The sequence below is a fragment of the Roseovarius sp. YIN77 genome, assembly GCF_057219155.1.
Map to the genome: position 1 here is coordinate 737,533 of NZ_JBXVVI010000001.1, position 18,311 is coordinate 755,843.

The 18,311-nt window shown below is 55.8% G+C and carries 14 protein-coding genes; 4 read left to right on the forward strand and 10 right to left on the reverse strand.

The features are described 5' to 3' along the window. Positions 1–80: 80 nt before the first annotated feature. Positions 81–1,217 carry a LysM peptidoglycan-binding domain-containing protein gene (locus tag AC2D8P_RS03570; protein WP_484700506.1) on the forward strand — a complete coding sequence of 379 codons (1,137 nt, stop codon included), beginning with the start codon at positions 81–83 and terminating at the stop codon, positions 1,215–1,217. A gap of 88 nt (positions 1,218–1,305) precedes the next feature. Here the strand turns inward: AC2D8P_RS03570 and cuyB are convergent, their stop codons facing one another. Together cuyB and AC2D8P_RS03580 are read right to left on the reverse strand one after the other, a co-directional pair. Further along, positions 1,306–2,001, reverse strand: coding sequence for a cysteate racemase (gene cuyB, locus AC2D8P_RS03575; RefSeq protein WP_484700508.1), 696 nt, complete (start codon positions 1,999–2,001; stop codon positions 1,306–1,308). Between the two features lie 56 nt (positions 2,002–2,057). Next, complete coding sequence (locus AC2D8P_RS03580; RefSeq protein ID WP_484700510.1) at positions 2,058–2,624, reverse strand: cupin domain-containing protein; 567 nt, start codon at positions 2,622–2,624, stop codon at positions 2,058–2,060. 156 nt (positions 2,625–2,780) lie between these two features. Here AC2D8P_RS03580 and AC2D8P_RS03585 point away from each other — a divergent pair, with 156 nt between their 5' ends. Next, positions 2,781–4,061, forward strand: a complete 1,281-nt coding sequence (locus AC2D8P_RS03585; RefSeq protein WP_484700512.1) for a 4-aminobutyrate--2-oxoglutarate transaminase — start codon at positions 2,781–2,783, stop codon at positions 4,059–4,061. Next, positions 4,061–5,509, forward strand: a complete 1,449-nt coding sequence (locus AC2D8P_RS03590; protein WP_484700514.1) for an NAD-dependent succinate-semialdehyde dehydrogenase — start codon at positions 4,061–4,063, stop codon at positions 5,507–5,509. Before AC2D8P_RS03585 ends, AC2D8P_RS03590 begins: the two co-directional genes overlap by 1 nt. A 36-nt stretch (positions 5,510–5,545) precedes the next feature. On the opposite strand, the gene AC2D8P_RS03595 is transcribed toward AC2D8P_RS03590, so the two are convergent. The 6 genes from AC2D8P_RS03595 to tmpB all read right to left on the reverse strand — a co-directional run bounded on the left by AC2D8P_RS03595 (position 5,546) and on the right by tmpB (position 13,320). Further along, a complete protein-coding gene (locus tag AC2D8P_RS03595; RefSeq protein ID WP_484700516.1) occupies positions 5,546–6,535 on the reverse strand; it encodes a C45 family autoproteolytic acyltransferase/hydrolase in 990 nt (329 codons plus the stop codon). Between the two features lie 30 nt (positions 6,536–6,565). Continuing rightward, the gene (locus tag AC2D8P_RS03600) at positions 6,566–8,026 is read right to left on the reverse strand and encodes a biotin carboxylase (protein ID WP_484700517.1); all 1,461 of its coding nucleotides are present in this window, start codon (positions 8,024–8,026) and stop codon (positions 6,566–6,568) included. A gap of 12 nt (positions 8,027–8,038) precedes the next feature. Then, positions 8,039–10,768, reverse strand: a complete 2,730-nt coding sequence (locus tag AC2D8P_RS03605) for an aminotransferase class I/II-fold pyridoxal phosphate-dependent enzyme (RefSeq protein ID WP_484700519.1) — start codon at positions 10,766–10,768, stop codon at positions 8,039–8,041. A 74-nt stretch (positions 10,769–10,842) separates the two neighbouring features. After that, a complete protein-coding gene (locus AC2D8P_RS03610; RefSeq protein WP_484700521.1) occupies positions 10,843–11,814 on the reverse strand; it encodes a carbon-nitrogen hydrolase family protein in 972 nt (323 codons plus the stop codon). A 244-nt stretch (positions 11,815–12,058) separates the two neighbouring features. Continuing rightward, entirely contained in the window at positions 12,059–12,727 is a 669-nt protein-coding gene (locus AC2D8P_RS03615) for an ureidoglycolate lyase (protein WP_484700523.1), read from the reverse strand. Then, the gene (gene tmpB, locus AC2D8P_RS03620) at positions 12,724–13,320 is read right to left on the reverse strand and encodes a (R)-1-hydroxy-2-trimethylaminoethylphosphonate oxygenase (protein ID WP_484700524.1); all 597 of its coding nucleotides are present in this window, start codon (positions 13,318–13,320) and stop codon (positions 12,724–12,726) included. Before tmpB ends, AC2D8P_RS03615 begins: the two co-directional genes overlap by 4 nt. Before the next feature lie 139 nt (positions 13,321–13,459). Here tmpB and AC2D8P_RS03625 point away from each other — a divergent pair, with 139 nt between their 5' ends. Further along, complete coding sequence (locus tag AC2D8P_RS03625) at positions 13,460–14,314, forward strand: LysR family transcriptional regulator (protein ID WP_484700526.1); 855 nt, start codon at positions 13,460–13,462, stop codon at positions 14,312–14,314. 13 nt (positions 14,315–14,327) lie between these two features. On the opposite strand, the gene AC2D8P_RS03630 is transcribed toward AC2D8P_RS03625, so the two are convergent. Both AC2D8P_RS03630 and fdhF read right to left on the reverse strand, forming a co-directional pair. Beyond that, positions 14,328–15,230 carry a cation diffusion facilitator family transporter gene (locus AC2D8P_RS03630; protein ID WP_484700528.1) on the reverse strand — a complete coding sequence of 301 codons (903 nt, stop codon included), beginning with the start codon at positions 15,228–15,230 and terminating at the stop codon, positions 14,328–14,330. A 301-nt stretch (positions 15,231–15,531) separates the two neighbouring features. Next, the gene (gene fdhF / locus AC2D8P_RS03635; RefSeq protein ID WP_484700530.1) at positions 15,532–18,309 is read right to left on the reverse strand and encodes a formate dehydrogenase subunit alpha; all 2,778 of its coding nucleotides are present in this window, start codon (positions 18,307–18,309) and stop codon (positions 15,532–15,534) included. Positions 18,310–18,311: the final 2 nt, after the last annotated feature.

The window sequence follows — 18,311 nt, forward strand, 5'->3', positions numbered from 1 at the left end:
GTTTCCCGCTATTTTTAAGAAACAGAAAACCACACACACAGGCCGATTGGCCCAGTCACAAAATATCAGAGGAGAAACAAATGTTCGGAGTGTCTCACAAGTCTATGCACAAGTTTTCTGTAACGAGTAAGTCAAAGTACCTTTTCGCTGCCCTCACTGCGGTTGCATTGTCGCCTATGGGCGCTGCCGCACAAGAGGCATGTTCCCCCTACACCGTCAAAGCCGGCGACAGCCTGGGCTCCATCGCCCTGTCCGCCTATGGCAGCTTTGACTATCAGATGATCTTTAACGCCAACCGCGAAGCCATTGGTGGCAGCCCGAACAACCTGACAGAAGGCACCGTTTTACAACTGCCTTGTGCCGACGGTCGGCTGAGCGCAGATGCAGAACTCTCCGCTGTGACCACAGAGCAGGAAGAAAAATTCCAGGCAACTGCCTCTGTCTCAAACGTTTATGAACCGCCGATCCGGTTCGTCTCTGGCAACGGTTGGGAACCTTTCGTGGGCGAAGACATGACCGGCGGTGGTTTCCTTGTCCGACTGGCCACAACTTCCCTGCACCGTGGTGGCAACAACCGCGAGTACAATGTCAGCTTCGTCAATGATTGGAGCTCTCACACAGATACATTGCTCCCGATGGGCGCCATGGACATTTCAATCGCGTGGCTGATCCCTGATTGTGCCAAGGCCGACCTCTTGTCTGAGGGCATGAAAAAGCGTTGCACCGATTGGGACTTTTCCGCACCTGTCTATGAAAGCGTCATGGGCATGTATACCTCCAGTGACAGCAAATACGCCTCAGCCACCAAATTCGAGGATTACGCAGGTGCAAAAGTCTGCCGCCCTGAAGGATGGTCAACCTTTGAACTGGAAGAAGAGGGCCTGAGACCGCCACAGATCGAAATGGTGCAGCCCAACAGCCTGGCTGATTGTGTTGAGGCGCTACTGACAGGTGCTGCCGATATGGCCGTGGTCGAGGTGGAAACTGCCGCCGGGATCATCCAGGATATGGGCGTTGAACAAGACGTTATCTCCAACCCCTATCTGTCCAAGCTGACAACCCTGCGCTTTGTGACTCACAAAACCAATCCACGTGGTCGCGTTTACATGACCCTGATCAACCGCGGTCTGAACGAAATGCGCCAAACCGGCGAATGGTATGACATCGTTGCGTCCAGTCTGAAGGAATTCAATGATCGTCAACAAGCCACCAACTGATTGAGCGGTCTGAAATCAGAACCGTTCGCTCACGAAAAGGCGCTCAACCGGGCGCCTTTTTACGTATGTAAACCAATAGTCCGGTGCCCTAGCTTTTGGCGAATGCCACGATCTGTTCCACCTGCACATCCAGCGAATCCAGTATTAGCAGACCGATTTGTGCAGCATCCGCAATCAACGAAAATTCCGAACATCCCACCAACAAACACCCGGCCCCGGCGTCGCGGCATTCTTCTGCCGCAGCGCGCAGCAAATCCCGATCTGCATCGGTCGGGCCAACCGATTTGATCCGCCGGATGGCCGCCAGCATTGCCGCGCGATCCTCTGGCACAACAGGCGTCACGTTCAATGGGGCAAACGCGTTTGCAAACAGGTCAATCTGTTCCGTCGCCGGAGAGGCCAGAATGCCAACAGAACCACCCGGCCCGACGATCCCTGCCACCCGTGCGCAGGTTTCATTCACCATGTGCAAAAATGGGATCGAAACAGCGCCTTGAATCTGAGGGGCGAAATGATGGGCCGTGTTGCAGGGCATTGCTAACGCGTCGGCCCCTGCGGCCTCTAACCGTCTGGCCATCGCGGCCATTGCCGCACCCGGGTCTTTCCCCTGCCCGTTCAAAATCCAGCTCAGCCGTGACGGAACCTGAGGGTTCATATCCACCAAGAGCGGAACATGATCCGCATCATCGGTGGCTGGCACCGCCGCGATCAGGCGCTGCTGCAACAACACGGTCGCCTCTGGCCCCATGCCGCCCAGAATGCCCACGGTTTTGAACTGTGCCATTGCCTACCTCTCTACCTTTGCGCGCAGATTAACCAGATCGCCGCTCCCCACAAGGATCAAAACGTGGGTGGCGTCAGGGCACTGATCACCACGCATTTGTCTGGCCCGACCGCACGGAACCGATGCGGAACCCGACTGTTGAACAGATACGCATCCCCGGGGCCCAATATCTTGCGCTCTTCCCCCACGGTCACCTCGATCCGGCCGGATACAACAATCCCGCCTTCTTCGCCCTCGTGTTCATAAGCTTTGCGTCCTGTATCGGCGTTCATCTCATATGTTTCGTACAGAATTTGCAACGAATGCCCATACAGGTTGCGCCCCACCTGTCGTAGCGAAATCGCCCCTTTTCCGATCTCTGTCAGTTCCTCGGCGGCAAAGAATACTGTCCGCTCTGGTTCCGGCTCAAAGGCGAAAAATTCCGATATCCCGATCGGAATTCCATCCAACACACGCTTCAGGGCGCTGACCGATGGGTTAACCTTGCCCGATTCAATCAAAGAGATCGTGGAATTCGTCACCTCAGCCCTTTTCGCGAGCGCACGTTGCGACAATCCGGCACGTTCTCTGAGCACTCGCAAACGATTTCCGAGACCCAGATCGTCGTCTTTCTCATTGACCATGTTCAATATCCTCAACACATAAGCTCTCCACCCTTTAATCACAGTCACTTGGCAGAGGGAAGAAACAGACTTTCGCTCAATCCTGATCAGCCTATGATCCGCGAGTCGAATTGTTTGGGCACGGAGGAAGCCCTTTTTCTTGCGAAAGGATGCGAGATGTTGAACGCAGAGATTGCAGAACGTAGAAATACAGCCATCGCTCGCGGTGTTGGCATGATGACCCAGATCTATGTGGACCGGGCCGAAAACGCCGAGGTCTGGGATGTAGAGGGCAACCGCTATATCGATTTTGCTGCCGGTATTGCCGTTGTAAATACTGGACACCGCCACCCCAAGGTGATGGCCGCCGTGGAAAAGCAGCTAGGCCGTTTCACCCATACCTGCCATCAGGTCATGCCTTACGAGAATTACATCGCCTTGGGCGAGCGCCTGAACGCTGCTGTTCCGGGTGATTTTGAAAAGCGCACCTTGTTTGTGACCACCGGCGCCGAAGCCGTGGAAAACGCGATCAAGGTTTCCCGTGCGGCCACTGGCCGTCAGGCCGTCATCGCCTTTGGCGGTGGGTTCCATGGCCGCACCTTCATGGGCATGGCCCTGACGGGCAAGGTTCAGCCCTACAAGGCAGGTTTCGGCACCATGATGCCCGATGTCTATCACGTGCCCTTCCCCATTGATTTGCACGGCACCTCGGTTGATGACGCCAAAGCTGCAATCACTCAGCTCTTCAAGGCAGACCTCGATCCCGGTCGCGTTGCCGCGATCATTCTGGAACCCGTGCAGGGCGAAGGCGGCTTTTATCAGGCCCCGGCCGATCTGATGCGCGCAGTGCGCGAAATCTGTGACGAACATGGCATCGTCATGATCGCCGATGAGGTTCAGACAGGCTTTGCCCGCACCGGCAAACTGCTGGCGATGGAACACTATAATGTCGCCGCCGACCTGACCACGATGGCCAAAGGTCTGGCCGGTGGTCTGCCGCTGGCTGCCGTCACTGGCCGCGCCGACCTGATGGATGCTGCCAATCCCGGTGGTCTGGGTGGCACCTATGCAGGCAACCCGCTGGGCATCGCTGCCGCCCATGCCGTGCTGGACGTGATCGAAGAGGAAGACCTCTGCAACCGCGCCAATGAGCTGGGCTCTCGCCTGCGTCAGCGTCTGGAATCACTGCGCGACCGCGTGCCGGAAATCGTCGATATCCGCGGCCCCGGCTTCATGGTTGCTGTTGAATTCAACACCACCGACGGTGCCGCCCCCAATGCGGATTTCACCAATCGCGTCCGGGCAGAGGCGCAAAAGCGCAATTTGATCCTTCTGACCTGCGGTGTGCACGGAAATGTCGTGCGTTTCCTCGCGCCAATCACTATTCAGGACGAAATCTTTACTGAGGCTCTGGATATTTTGGAAGCCTCGGTCATGGCCGCAAAGGAAGCCGCATAATGTTGAACCTGAAAGATCCCTCCCTCTTGGAACCCCGCGCCTATATCAACGGCGCGTTTGTCGAAAATGGCACCACCTTCCCCGTGACAAATCCGTCAACGGGTGAGGTGATCGCCAATGTCACAGACATCTCCGTCGATGAAACCAAAGCCGTGATTGATCAGGCTTACATCGCGCAAAAGGCATGGGCGGCTAAAACCGGCAAGGAACGCGCGACCATTCTGCGCCGCTGGCACGACCTGATGCTGGAAAATGCCGATGATCTGGGCACCATCCTGTGCGCGGAAATGGGCAAGCCACTGGCCGAAGCCAAGGGCGAGATTGCCTATGGTGCCAGCTTCATCGAATGGTTCGCCGAAGAGGCCAAGCGCGTCTATGGCGATATCATCCCCGGCCACCAACCCGACAAACGCATCGTCGTTTTGAAACAGCCGGTGGGTGTTGTCGGTTCCATCACACCGTGGAACTTCCCGAACGCGATGATCACCCGCAAGGTCGGCCCGGCACTGGCTGCTGGCTGTTCTTTTGTCGCTCGCCCGGCCACGTTGACCCCGCTGTCGGCCACCGCAATGGCCGTTCTGGCGGAACGCGCTGGCATTCCGGCAGGCGTCTTCAATGTTATTCCTGGCAGCAACAGCGCCGGCGTGGGCGAAGAGCTTTGCACAAATCCCAAGATCGCCAAGATCACCTTCACCGGCTCCACCCGCGTTGGTCAGATCCTGATGCGTCAGGCCGCTGGTACGATCAAGAAAATGTCGCTGGAACTGGGCGGCAACGCGCCCTTCATCGTCTTTGATGACGCTGATCTGGATGCGGCGGTCGATGGCGCGATGATCGCCAAATTCCGCAATAACGGCCAGACCTGCGTCTGTGCCAACCGCATCTATGTGCAGGCGGGCGTGTATGAGGCGTTTGCCGAAAAGCTGGCCACAGCCATTGCCAAACTGGTCCCCGGTGACGGGATGAAAGAGGGCGTCACAACCGGCCCGCTGATCAACGAGGCCGCTGTGGCCAAGGTCGAGGAACACCTGGCCGATGCAACCGCCAAAGGCGCACGCATTCTGGCAGGAGGCAAGCGGATCGGCGGCACGTTCTTTGAACCCACCCTGCTGGCCGATGTTCCGGTTAACGCCATGGTCTCCAAGGATGAAACCTTTGGCCCTGTCGCGCCGCTGATCAAGTTCGAGACAGAGGAAGAGGTCATTGCGCTCGCCAATGACACCGAATTCGGGCTGGCTGGATACTTCTATGCCAATGACCTGTCACGTGTCTGGCGTGTGGCAGAGGCGATGGAAACCGGGATGGTTGGCGTTAACACCGGCCTGATCTCGACAGAAGTCGCCCCCTTTGGTGGCATCAAGCAATCCGGTCTGGGCCGTGAAGGATCCAAATACGGCATGGATGATTTTCTGGAGATCAAATACGTCTGCATGGGCGGTATTTCCTGATCCAACACAACGATCCGGCGGCCCAATGTCGCCGGATCATTCGCCTGCTGGCATCCCGTCAGGCGTATAAATCAGCTTGGACCCTTCCTTGAACCGCTTCAGGCTGAATGACCAGTCCCCCGTGGGCCAGCGCAAATCCAGTTTCTGCTTCTTCGGCCAATAGACTGCGGTATAAAGCGTCCCAAACCCCACGCTATAGGCCGAGGAATATAAGGGCGGGCGTAAAAACGCGCGCACGAATTTTTCCACAGGTTCCACATGCAACGTCAGACGCTGCAACAGATACCGCTCCCGCTCTACTGTCGCGGTAAAGCGCGCGTGGCTTTCCCATTCCACCCGTTCCTGATGGTTGGTGGCCACCGCCGCATGGGTGATCTGGGTTTCGCGATCCGGGGCCATTAAGGCGGTCAGGTAATTGCGTTCGGCGTCCAGAACCGTCACGTTGTAACTCATATGCGTGGGGATGCGGGCCAGAACCTCGCCCGCCTCTTTCGCCGTCTCGCAGGTTTGCAGCACATAGCGCAGGATCAGCGGCACCCCAAAGCCCTTGCCAACAACACGCCGCCCGCCAAAGGTCAGCGATACTGCAAGCCCGGCATCATTCACCCCGTCGACAAGGCCAAAAAGCCCATCACTGGTCCCCATCACGGCCCGGCCCTGCCATTGGGTCCGCAACACCAGATTGTCAAAGGCAGACGGGCTGTAATCATAGTTTCGGACCAGAACCGGCTCTTTGCCCGGCCAGATTGCCTGCGAACAGCCCGAAAGGTAGGGCGGCGGGCAGTGAAAACTTAAAAACCGTGCTGCCAGATCGGATCCACCCGCTACCTCGCACAACTCCTCATACAGGGGCACGATTTCCGGCATGTGGGTCTTCAGCGCCTTTACGCCTTCCAGATAGGACGGGCGCGCCTCGATCCCTTCGCGCATCCACCAGCGCTTATAGGCGGGCCAATATTCCTGAAACAGCCCGGCCCATTTCGGACCGGGCGAGGCTTCGCTAATGGCGCGCCATTGATTTTGCATGGATCATGCCCCTTCGGCGCGCCAACGTGATCAGAGGATTTTAAACGCAGGGTCCGAAAATTCAGGGCCCGCCGCAGCGGTCGGAATATCCCGGGCCTTGACCGCTGATTTAATCCCGTGAATCCAGCGTTTACCGCGTTCGTTCAGCTTGAACCCCGGCGTCATCGACCGGCCACGTGTGACCAGAATACCGATATCCGCACCCTCATACCGATAATCACCCGGCTTCAGAATACGCAGGAAAAACGCCTCGTTCTCGCTCTCCACCGCACGGCGGTGATAGTCGAACCGGTCAAAGACAACACTGCCATCCTCAAGCATCTTATAGATGCCGGTTTCCGGCATTTCTGTAACGATATCAATGCTGTCATCGGTGTGTTTGATCACCATCTGCGACCAGCTGTCGATCATCGACGGGTCCGCCCAGCGCGCGTTTAACTCCTCGACATCCAGGCTGAATTTCTTTTTGGAAAATTCCAGCAGGTGGAACAGGAACAAAGGTGCATCCGCATGGGCAAAGGCCGCGTGGTTGGTCATCGATGATGCCCCGGTGATACGCGGGTTCAACTCGCCCAGCCAGATATCGTTGGTTTTCTTGTCGATCAGGAAATCGAGCTCAAAATATCCGCGATAACCTTCCTTGCGCAGCTGTTCCCCGAATTTAAAGGTCAGTTCACGCGCTTTTTCCCGCACTTTCGGCGGGAACGCGGTCGAGAAAATCTCGTTTCCGCACCAACCACCGCGATACGGTGTCAGTTCTTTGAATCCCACCAATTCGGTCATCAGCGGGCCAACGATGGTGCCCTCTTTGGTTGCACACGCCTCGATCGCCGAACCCCGGCAATCGATCCGCTTCATGATCTTGATCTCGCCCTCTCCGACGATCTCGTGCTCATGGCGACGGAAGTCTGCCTCTGACTTGATAAAAAACGTCGTGTGACCACTATCGCCAAAGGCCGACTGCAACACCAGATCATGGCCCAGGCCAGCCTTGTCGCAAATCTTTTGCAGATGTTTGTAGTCATTGACCTTGGAAAGGGTGTTCGGCACCGATGGAACACCGGCCTTATCCCCGATCCGCACTGTGTTGATCTTGTCATCCATTTTGGTGCGCAGCTTGGCTTTCGGGAACCACACTTCTGCCCCCAGTTCCTTGGACAGACGCTCGGTTTCCTCATCAAACATTAGGAACACAAACTTGGGCTTGCCGCCCCGGCGCTTGACCAGGTCAACCACCTCTTTGTGCTGCAACAGATAGTTGTTGATATCCTCGATCGACTGGAACTCCGCATGGGGTTGCTCCGACGGGCAGAACACATTCGGATGCTTGCCGTCAAAGCAATCAATATAGCATATGTATTTGAAATTCTTACACCACTCGTCCAAACCCAACAGGTTGAAATTGGTCGCCGAGATAAAATAAACCGGATCTTCGTTGCGATGAAAAAACCGCCGGATCTCGGAAATATTTCTCAGTACAGCCTTAGGCATTATGGTTCTCCCTCAGTGTTTTCTCTTGTTCTTATGGTGTTTCTGCAATGCTTCGTTGGTGAATACCCGCAGGCCCAGATCGGGCCGGTATCCGTGGATTTCATTGACATCCAGCGCCCGCATAAAGGCCAGAATTTCCTTGCTGACCACCTGCCCCGGCACCAAGATAGGGAAGCCCGGCGGATATGGAATGATGAAAGAGGCTGAAACGATTTCCCGCCCGCTATCCATCGCCTCTTTCACTGATCCGTCCAGTTCCAGATAGTCGCAGTTCTTTTCGTCATAGGCCAAAAAGAAGGCCGCGCGAATGTCACCTTCCTGCGTGTCACCCTTGGCCCTGAACGCGTCGTGAAACCGGCTGAAATCTGGCAATGGCGGCAGATCTTCCATCAGGTTGGCCACCCGCTTTTCAAATCCACGCCGTTCCATCATCGACGCATCATCCAGCAGGTCATCCAGATCCTTGGCAATTTCGACCAGAACCTCGATCAGATAGGCAACTGATGACCGTGTTGTACCGATATTGGTCATGAACAGCACTGTATTGCGCGAAGTTTTGTTGATCTGAATTCCGTATTTATCCATCAGGATTTGGGTCTTGAAGGTATCCCCATCCCACCCAGTTCCGCCAACCGACAAAGTCACCCGGGTGGCGTCCAGAACAAACTCGTCCTTTTCCCAGCAATCCCAGATATCGGTCCAGCCTTGATCCTGATGATAGTAACTCTCAACGCCGCTTTCGCGGTGTATTTCCGGGATCATGTCTCCGGCGGTCAGAACCTTAAAATACTTTTGCAACAATGGATGGGTGTGGATGGCTTTGCGCATCGACATCGCGGCCTCGACCTGGCGCTGCACAAATTCAAACCCTTCCAGTTCCACCTGTCGTCGCCCGACATCCAGCGATGCGATGATCTGATAGTTGGGCGACGTTGATGTGTGCGTCATATACGCCTCATGGAACGCTTCCTCGACTTCACCTTTAAAGTCCTGATCATTCACATGAATCATCGACCCTTGCCGTAGCGCTGTCAGTGTCTTGTGCGTGGATTGCGTGGCATAAACACGGACTCGCGCATTGGGGGGCGGGATTAATCGTGTATTCAGCAAGGTCTCATCATCGGCATTTGCCAAATCTTCCTGCTGCGCGGCATAGGCAGCGGCATGTTTTTCACTGCGAAATCGCACGCGCAGATTATTGGCGGCATTCATCCCGGTTCTTTGCCGGTATGTCGGACCAAACCGGGCGAAAGCAAACCATGCCTCATCCCACAGGAAAACCAGATCAGGCTTGATAGCCAGACACTCTTCCATCACCCGTTCGACATTATAGACGATGCCGTCAAACGTGCAGTTGGTCAGCAGCAGCATACGCACCTTGTCCAGCTTGCCAGCCGCCTTCAACGTCAACAACTGATGCTTGATCTCGCGCAATGGCACCGCGCCATACATCGAATATTCATTCAATGGATAGCTGTCCAGATAGACGACATTCGCGCCGGCAAGCACCATTCCGTAGTGATGAGATTTGTGACAATCCCGATCGACCAGAACGATGTCATTCGGCCGGACCAATGCTTGCACGACAATCTTGTTACAGGTCGAGGTGCCGTTGGTCGCAAAATAGGTTTGCTTGGACCCAAAGGCACGGCTCGCCAGTTCTTGCGCCTCTTTGATTGGGCCGTGCGGTTCCAGCAGACTGTCCAGCCCACCTGACGTGGCCGAGGTTTCCGCCAAAAAGATGTTGGGCCCGTAAAACGCCCCCATATCCTGTATCCAGTGGCTTCGGGAAATGGACTTGCCTCGGCTGATTGGCATGGCATGAAACACGCCGGTCGGCTGGGTGGAATATTCCTTCAGGGCCGTGAAGAAAGGCGTTTTGTAGCGCGATTGAACACCACGCAGAATATTCAGGTGCAATTCCTGAAAATCCTCTTGATTGTAAAACACCCGCCGACAGATCCCCAGATCCAACCCGGCGATCTGTTCAACTGAACGATCCGTCACCAGATAGGCATCCAGCTCCGGGCGCACTTTGGCAATCAAACGGCACAGTTCGGGTCCATAGTTTTCACGCTCCAGCTTCTCCAGATATTCCGCACCCCCGACCGAATTCAAATACCGGGTCAGGATCGACATTTTCGCTTTGGATTTCAGCTTCAGGCCGGGCCGCACAACGATCGCTTGAATATTGTGGTTGAACAGGATGCCGATCAGGGCGTCCTCTAGGCTTGGCACCACGACCGTTTCATAATGAAACTGTGCATCGGAACTTTGCAGCCTGTGAAAATTGCTCTTCAACCAACGTTCATGGGCTTCGTTGACATCATCGACGATCAGCACTTCGAAATAGGGCTTTGTCATCGCCCGCGCTTCCAGCGATTGCATCGCCTCGTCTTCGTGCTCATCCGTGTCTGTGATATCGCGCTCTAACGGGATATGGCGCCGACGATAGGCCCCCGTCATCAACGCCCGGGTCACGCGCTCTACGGTAAAGGCCGCATCTTCGTAATTACCGTGTTCATACTGACGTCTGATATAGTCAAAGGCCTGAACACCGGGAAACGCCCAGTAAGCCTCGATCAGTGACAGTGCATCAAACAGCTCTTCGATCTTGGCTCTGGTTTTTTGGTCGTCAGTGCCCTTTTCGTTACTTGCGAGACGTTGAGTGGATTCGCGTAATGCGTTCCAACGATCCGACCGAAGCTGAATCGCCGAATAAAAATCGCTCATGTCTTGCATTTAGCTGTCCCCGTTGTTGTGTTTTCCTTCATGACAACGGGTTTTCAACCAGAATGCAAGCGCCTAAGCGAAAGTTACGACTTTAAGGAACCAATAATTCTGCTGGTCAGACCGCTGCTATACATGGCGGGCCGTTGGTTCTGACCGATCTCCTCTTCACCGGCCAGATCAACCCTCAGCCCGGCTCGCGTGCCCTGGCTTGGCATTTCCAATGGGCCAAGCTTGTTGAGATAGGCTTCAGATGTGGGATCGCGATGATAGATCGGAAAATCGGCATCCCGATCACGGAAGCTCTTCAGAACCTGCCCCAGACCTTTCATGCCGGTCTCACGCTGGCGGCGCACCGAATCCATGTCAACTTCGATCGGGAACATGTCTTCCTGCCCGGCAGACTGATGCAGGATCGTGGATGACGGATCGATCACGCAGGATTTGCCAACCCCGCCAGATCCCAGACCGTTCACGTCAACCACATAACATTGGAACTGAGCAGCCGTGGCACGCGCAATCGCCAATTCGGCATCGCGATCGGTGGTCCCGGTCAGAACCGGATGCAACAACACCTCTGCCCCCATCGCGGTCAGTTGCCGCGTGGTTTCAGGGAACCAAATGTCATAACAGATCGACAAGCCAAACCGTCCGACCTCTGGCACATCGAATACACAAAACTCTGTCCCCGCCTCAACATTCTGTTCATACGGGCGGAACGGGAACATCTTGCGATAGTGCGAAACAATTTCACCCTGCGGGTTGATCACGGTCGAGGTGTTGTAAACACGACCATCCTCTGTCTTTTCAAACATCGACCCGGGAAGCAGCCAGACATTATGCTTGACCGCCGCCTCACGAAAACGATCAATCGCCTCGTTGTGCAACGGCTGTGCGTGCTTGATCAGCGGGCCAAAGGGCGCCAGTTCACTGAACAACACCATCTGCGTCCACGGAAAGCGCGCCATCAGCACTTCCAGCCGATTGATCATCCCGTCAACATTAGATTCCAGCGCATTAACGTACATCTGAACGCCCGCAATAGCGAAGGGTGTCATCTGTCTGATCTCCGTTTTATCCTGGTGCGACGCAAAGGGTCATTCGATGTCGTCGCTGTCCGCGTGTCTTTCGTCGCGGCACCATAGCGAAATCGGGCGGAGCTACCAGAGCAAAACCCAACACCGCCCTAAAACGTCACCATTTTGTAACGACGATACGCCACCCTACCACGATCTGAAACCGACGTCACAATCTGTGGATGTTTGCGCCGGAACGCCCCGGCACAATTGAGGTCAAATCCGACTATAGATCCCGGATCAAGGTCGGTCGCAGCGGGCAGGACAGATAAACCCCAAACTCTTGCCCAATATCGGCGCTGACCCGGGCATGGACGGCACCTTGTCGGTCCAAAAACCGTTGGTTGTCTTCCACCGGAAACACGCCTTCGTGCCAGATCCCGGCATGGATATAGATCCCCTTGCTGCCATCCCCCCAAAAGGCCACGACCTTTTCCGGCGACAGGTCATCCCCCGGCAAGGCGGCTGGTACGATGAAAGGTTTGCGATCTAACGGAAAAAACAGCTGCCCGCCATCCGGGTGGTAATTCATATGCCACAACAACACCTGATCACGCGGCGCGGTCTGATGTTCGGTCTGCGCCTGCTGCGGGTCAGCCGACCAGCCCAGAACATAGTGGCCTTTGACAGCCTCGTTTTCCCCGTACAAGACATCGCCGCGCCAATCACATTTGAACGTGCCTTCAACCCAACCGCCCTCGTCACCGGTGCCCTCATCAATCGGGCGCCAACCCTGCTGTGGCCAGCGGGTGATCTCGATCTCAAATCCATCAGGATCATCGACCAGACAGCCATAGCCTTTCAGGTTCTCATCCGTCGCCCGGATCAATGGCACCTCATGCCAGGGCAAGGACGGCTTGCTGCTGGCTTTGAAAATATACTCTGGCGCGCTCATGCCTGGGCGCCCAAATGCTGATCAACCATTTGCTGCACCAGTGGCGCGAAATGCCAGTAATCCGGCGTCTCCATATCGTCGCGCTTTCCCGCCTCATCCAGATATCGCACCTGAATGATCTGTTTCAGGTTTGGATTTTTCTCGAACGCTGCCACTTCATCTGCTGACATCGGACCACCCTGCAAATTCAGCGAATGGATGGACGCCTCTGACAAACGATTGAAATATTCTGGCTTGGTCGCACACAGATACCGCTTTGCCGCCACGTGATAACGCACACAATCGGTGATCACGCTGGGAAAGAACTCTGACAACACCTCTGCACCGGCCTCTTCGTGATAGCGATCTTCGGTATCCAGCATCGTGAATGTGCCAAATTCAGAGGTGAAATGGCCGATATCATGCAAAAGTGCCCCAACGATGATTTCCACCGGTTGTTTGTTTTGCTCGGCAATAGTTGCCCCCTGCAACATATGCTCGGCCATGGTCACTGGTTCACCCAGATATTCCTCATCCCCGCAGCGATCAAAGATATCCCCGATAAACGCCACGATATTGTCGCGATGAAGTGTGGTGAAGTCAGGCTTGGACATTGATAGCAACTTTCAAGTTATGTGCCGTATAGCACGTGATCATTCTCGGGTTTTGTGGCTTGCCACACGACTTGCACTCTCTAAAACAATCGACATAATTTCAACTTAGCTTTTTTAATACTAAGGGGCGATTTTCCTTATGGCTAAGCCGGATCGATTCAACCTTCCACTAGAATGGGTGCGCGCATATGAATCTGCTGGCCGCACCGGCAGTTTCACCGCCGCCGCAGATGAATTGGGATTAACCCAAGCCGCAATCAGCCAACGGATCGGCAATCTGGAACGCAGGTTGGGTTCGGAACTGTTTTTCAGGCAGGCGCGCGGCGTTATCCTGACCATCGACGGGGAGGCCTGGCTGCCTTTTGTAACAGGTGCTCTCGACACAATCCGCCACAGCGCCGATGACATGTTCAGCGTCGACAGGAATAAGATTACCATCTCCGCAGGTGCTTCGATGATTGAACTGTGGTTGGCGCAGCGCCTGAAACACAGTTCTGAAAACCTGCCCGGCATCACGTTCCAGACCATGATCCTGAATTCAGAGGCTTCCCTGCAAAGCCCGAATATCCGCGTACGCTTTGGTTCCGGCGACACCGCAGACCACTATAAATTCTGTCTCTTTGATGAAGAGCTCAGCCCATTGGCCGCACCCGACTTACTGGCGCAGTCCGACAATTGGCGCGTTTTACCCCGGATCAGCGTGCTGGGCCCCCGGCCGGGCTGGCAGGATTGGTCACGTTTCAGTGGTGATCACACCACCCCTGTTCCCAGTTTGCGATTTGATACTTTCGCCTGCGCCCTGGCTGCGGCACGTTCCGGGTTGGGCGTATTGCTGGCATCACTCCCCTTGTGCAGGGCCGAGATACAATCCGGTCAATTGGTTCGGGTGTCTAAGGACACATTGATCCCCGGTCAGGGGCAATGGATGCTTGCACAGGAAGACGCAATCAGCAGGCGACAGTGGAAAGATCTGACAGATTTGTTCAGCAAATGATCGGGGCTTTGCGCTATTGGCCCACCCCGCGAAACGGGTCCTTGTGGATCAATACATCCGCATGTTCATAGCGCTGGCGCAGACTGTGTTTTAACCCGGCACTGATGTCATGGGCCTGGTTCAGGCTCTGACTTCCGTCAACCTCGATATGAAAATCAATGAACAAAACACTGCCAGAGGTCCGCGTGCGCAGATCATGAAACCCCAGCACCCCGGGATAATCTGCAATCATCTGTTCAATCTCGGCAATCAGCGCCTCATCAGCGCTGCGGTCCATCAGCGCGTTCCACGCGCCGCCACCAATCCGATAGGCCCCATAGAGCAGCATCACTGAGGCAATCAATGCAAACAGGCTATCAATCCCCGAAATGCCAAAGCGTGCCGACACCCACAGCGCCAAAATTGCCCCCAGATTGGGCACCATATCGCCCACATAATGCAACGCATCTGCCGCCACGACGCGATTGCCGGTCCGGCGCGCGACGTGACGCTGCCACAGGATCAGACACAGCGTCAAAACGATGGATATCGCCAGCACAACGATCCCCGTTTGCTCATCCTTTAGCTGCGCCGGTTCGCTGGCCATCAGACGTTGTACAGACACCACTGCCAGAACCAGCGCCGCACCGGTCAGAAACAGCGCCTGTCCCAACGCCGCCAGATCCTCTGCCGAACTGTGCCCAAACCGGTGATCCTCATCCGCGGGCCGCGCCGCATAGGCGATGGCGGCAAGCCCCCCGGCAGATACCATCAGATCCAGCGCACTATCGGCCAGCGCTGCAGCCACTGACAGAGACTGGGTTGCCGCCAGTGCCCAGGCTTTCAGGGCAACCAGAACCAACGCCACCAAAACGGCCGCAAAAGCCGCTGACAGGTTGAGCCGTGTATGGCCATTGGACAAGTGCACATGTGACATTGGGGCAGAATATCAATCGATCGGTCAGTGTATAGTGGCACTGTTATCTTAAGGAGCGCTTACAGCGCGCGGGTTAATCTCAACCTTGCCCGATCGGATGCGTCCTCAGGTACTTCTGGCGGGCGTATCGTAGCCAAAGTGAAGCCAACGATAACCACAAATGGGCAGAATTTCGATACCGACGCAATACCGACGTTATGCAGCCGTGTTGCAGAAACGGATATCTCAGGCATGGTTCAGATAGAAAACGGGCCGGTGCATCCCCTGCACCGGCCCGTCATATTCCTGTCCATCGCGCCGATCACTCGGCGGCAACGGCATCCGTCAATGGTTCAACCCGCACAGCCGCAAATTTGAACTCCGGGATCTTGCCATAAGGGTCAATCGCCGGATTTGTAAGGATATTTGCCGCCGCTTCTACATAGGCGAAGGGCACGAAAACCATGTCCTCGGCAATCGCCCGATCGGCCCGCGCCATGATCTCAATCGATCCACGACGCGTGGTCAGACGGATCATATCTCCCGGCTCAACGCCCATGGCGCGCAGGGTTTTCGGGTTCAACGAACAGTTCGCCTCCGGCTCCACCGCATCCAGAACCATAGACCGACGGGTCATCGATCCGGTGTGCCAATGTTCCAACTGACGACCGGTGGTCATGACCATCGGATACTCTGCATCCGGGGCCTCATCCGGGGCGATCACGGCCGCAGGTGTGAACCGTGCGCGCCCTTCTGGCCGCGGGAAACCGTCGCCAAACACAACCGCCTGACCCGGGTCTTCAGGGCTGAGAGATGGATAGGTCACAGCCTCGTTTTCCAACCGCTCCCAAGTGATATTGTCCAGCGATTTCATGGTCTTCTTCATCTCGCCAAAGATCTGCGACGGATGCGTATAGTTCCAACCAAGACCCAGACGTTGCGCGATATCAGTGGTGATCGCCCAATCCTCCCGCGCCTCACCCGGGGGCGCAACAGCAGGACGCACCATCTGCACCTGACGGTTGGTATTCGACACGGTGCCGGATTTTTCATAGAGCGTCGAGGCCGGCAAAATCACATCGGCAAAGTTCGCGGTTTCGGTCAGGAAGATATCCTGCACCACCATCAGATCAAGCTTGGCAAAAGCTTCCCGCGCGTGATCTGCATCAGGATCAGACATGGCCGGGTTTTCACCCTGAATATACATCCCCTTGATGTCGCCCGCATATATCGCATCGACGATCTCGGTCACGGTCAGTCCCTTCTCATTGGACCAGTCCTCAGACCCCCAAACATCATTGAACTTTCCGCGGATGGCGTCGTCAGTCACTGACTGATAATCCGGCAGGAACATCGGGATCAAGCCAGCATCTGACGCGCCCTGCACGTTGTTCTGACCACGCAAAGGATGCAAACCAGTTCCCGGACGCCCCACATGGCCACACATCAGCGCCAGACTGATCAGGCAGCGCGAATTGTCGGTGCCATGAATATGCTGCGACACACCCATCCCCCAGAAAATCATCCCTGCCCTGGCCGTGGCAAAATCACGCGCGACCTGACGCAGTTGCTCAGGCTCTATCCCGCAGATTTCACTCATCTTTTCGGGACTGAAGTCCTTCAGGTGCTCTTTTTCTGCTTCCCAGTTTTCCGTGTAGGCGTCGATATATTGCTGATCATAAAGGCCCTCTTCCACGATCGTATGCATGATCGCGTTCAGCATCGACACATCAGCCCCCGGGCGGAATTGCAGCATATGCGTTGCAAACCGACGCAGGCCAACGCCGCGCGGATCACACACAATCAGCTTGCCACCGCGTTTGGTGAACTGCTTGAAGTAAGTCGCCGCGACGGGATGGTTTTCAATCGGGTTTGACCCGATCACAATCGCCACATCGGCGTTCTTGATCTCGTTGAACGTTGCCGTCACGGCCCCCGATCCCACGTTTTCAATCAGTGCCGAAACAGAGGACGCATGGCACAAACGGGTGCAGTGATCGACGTTGTTGTGGCGGAAAGCTTGACGGATAAGCTTTTGAAACAAATAGGCTTCTTCGTTGGTGCATTTGGCCGATCCAAAGCCTGCAACCGCGCGTCCGCCATGGGCCTGGGCCAGATTGGCCATACCACCAGCAGCCTTTTCCAACGCCTCTTCCCAGGTCGCTTCGCGGAAATGGGTCATCAGATTGCCCGGGTCTACGTTCAACCCCTTGGTGGGGGCATCATCGCGCCGGATCAGTGGTTTGGTCAGGCGATGCGGGTGGTGGATATAGTCAAAGCCAAAGCGGCCCTTGACGCACAACCGCCCCTCATTCGCGGGGCCATTGATGCCCTCTACATATTTGACCTTGCCGTCCTTGACCTTCAGGCTGACCTGACAACCAACCCCGCAGAACGGGCAGACACTGTCGACCTCAGAGTCGTAGTCCGCGCTATCACCAACTTGCGCCTCATCCACCACGGTCGACGGCATCAAGGCCCCGGTCGGGCAGGCCTGAACGCATTCACCACAGGCCACACAGGTAGACGCGCCCATTGGATCAGCCATGTCAAAGACAGGATAGGCATCATGCCCACGACCGGCCATACCGATCACGTCGTTCACCTGAACTTCGCGACAGGCACGCACACACAGGCCACACTGGATACAGGCATCCAGGTTGACGCTCATCGCAACGTGGCTGTCATCCAGCAGCGGAATACGCCCCTCTTCCAGTTTCGGGAACCGGCTTTCCGAGACACCACTGGCCTCTGCCATGTCCCACAGGTGAGAGGACTTGTCATGCGCTACATCGCGTTCGGGCTGGTCGGCGACCAGCATTTCGACGACCAGCTTACGCGCGGTCTTGGCCCGTGCGCTGTCGGTGGTGACAACCATACCCTCAGACGGGGTGCGGATGCAGGACGCGGCCAGCGTACGCTCGCCCTCAATCTCCACCATACAGGCGCGGCAGTTGCCGTCAGGGCGATAGCCCGGTGCCGGTTTGTGGCACAGATGCGGGATCACCAAACCCCGACCATTGGCAACTTCCCAGATGGTTTCATTAGCGTTTGCTTCGACTTCTTTGCCGTCGAGTATAAATTTAATCTTATCGCTCATAG

What these genes read in the sequence shown, in the direction of transcription:
- AC2D8P_RS03570 (WP_484700506.1), top strand. Translation starts at nt 81, where the DNA reads ATGTTCGGAGTGTCTCACAAGTCTATGCACAAGTTTTCTGTAACGAGT.
- cuyB (WP_484700508.1), bottom strand. Translation starts at nt 2,001, where the DNA reads ATGGCACAGTTCAAAACCGTGGGCATTCTGGGCGGCATGGGGCCAGAG.
- AC2D8P_RS03580 (WP_484700510.1), bottom strand. Translation starts at nt 2,624, where the DNA reads ATGGTCAATGAGAAAGACGACGATCTGGGTCTCGGAAATCGTTTGCGA.
- AC2D8P_RS03585 (WP_484700512.1), top strand. Translation starts at nt 2,781, where the DNA reads ATGTTGAACGCAGAGATTGCAGAACGTAGAAATACAGCCATCGCTCGC.
- AC2D8P_RS03590 (WP_484700514.1), top strand. Translation starts at nt 4,061, where the DNA reads ATGTTGAACCTGAAAGATCCCTCCCTCTTGGAACCCCGCGCCTATATC.
- AC2D8P_RS03595 (WP_484700516.1), bottom strand. Translation starts at nt 6,535, where the DNA reads ATGCAAAATCAATGGCGCGCCATTAGCGAAGCCTCGCCCGGTCCGAAA.
- AC2D8P_RS03600 (WP_484700517.1), bottom strand. Translation starts at nt 8,026, where the DNA reads ATGCCTAAGGCTGTACTGAGAAATATTTCCGAGATCCGGCGGTTTTTT.
- AC2D8P_RS03605 (WP_484700519.1), bottom strand. Translation starts at nt 10,768, where the DNA reads ATGCAAGACATGAGCGATTTTTATTCGGCGATTCAGCTTCGGTCGGAT.
- AC2D8P_RS03610 (WP_484700521.1), bottom strand. Translation starts at nt 11,814, where the DNA reads ATGACACCCTTCGCTATTGCGGGCGTTCAGATGTACGTTAATGCGCTG.
- AC2D8P_RS03615 (WP_484700523.1), bottom strand. Translation starts at nt 12,727, where the DNA reads ATGAGCGCGCCAGAGTATATTTTCAAAGCCAGCAGCAAGCCGTCCTTG.
- tmpB (WP_484700524.1), bottom strand. Translation starts at nt 13,320, where the DNA reads ATGTCCAAGCCTGACTTCACCACACTTCATCGCGACAATATCGTGGCG.
- AC2D8P_RS03625 (WP_484700526.1), top strand. Translation starts at nt 13,460, where the DNA reads ATGGCTAAGCCGGATCGATTCAACCTTCCACTAGAATGGGTGCGCGCA.
- AC2D8P_RS03630 (WP_484700528.1), bottom strand. Translation starts at nt 15,230, where the DNA reads ATGTCACATGTGCACTTGTCCAATGGCCATACACGGCTCAACCTGTCA.
- fdhF (WP_484700530.1), bottom strand. Translation starts at nt 18,309, where the DNA reads ATGAGCGATAAGATTAAATTTATACTCGACGGCAAAGAAGTCGAAGCA.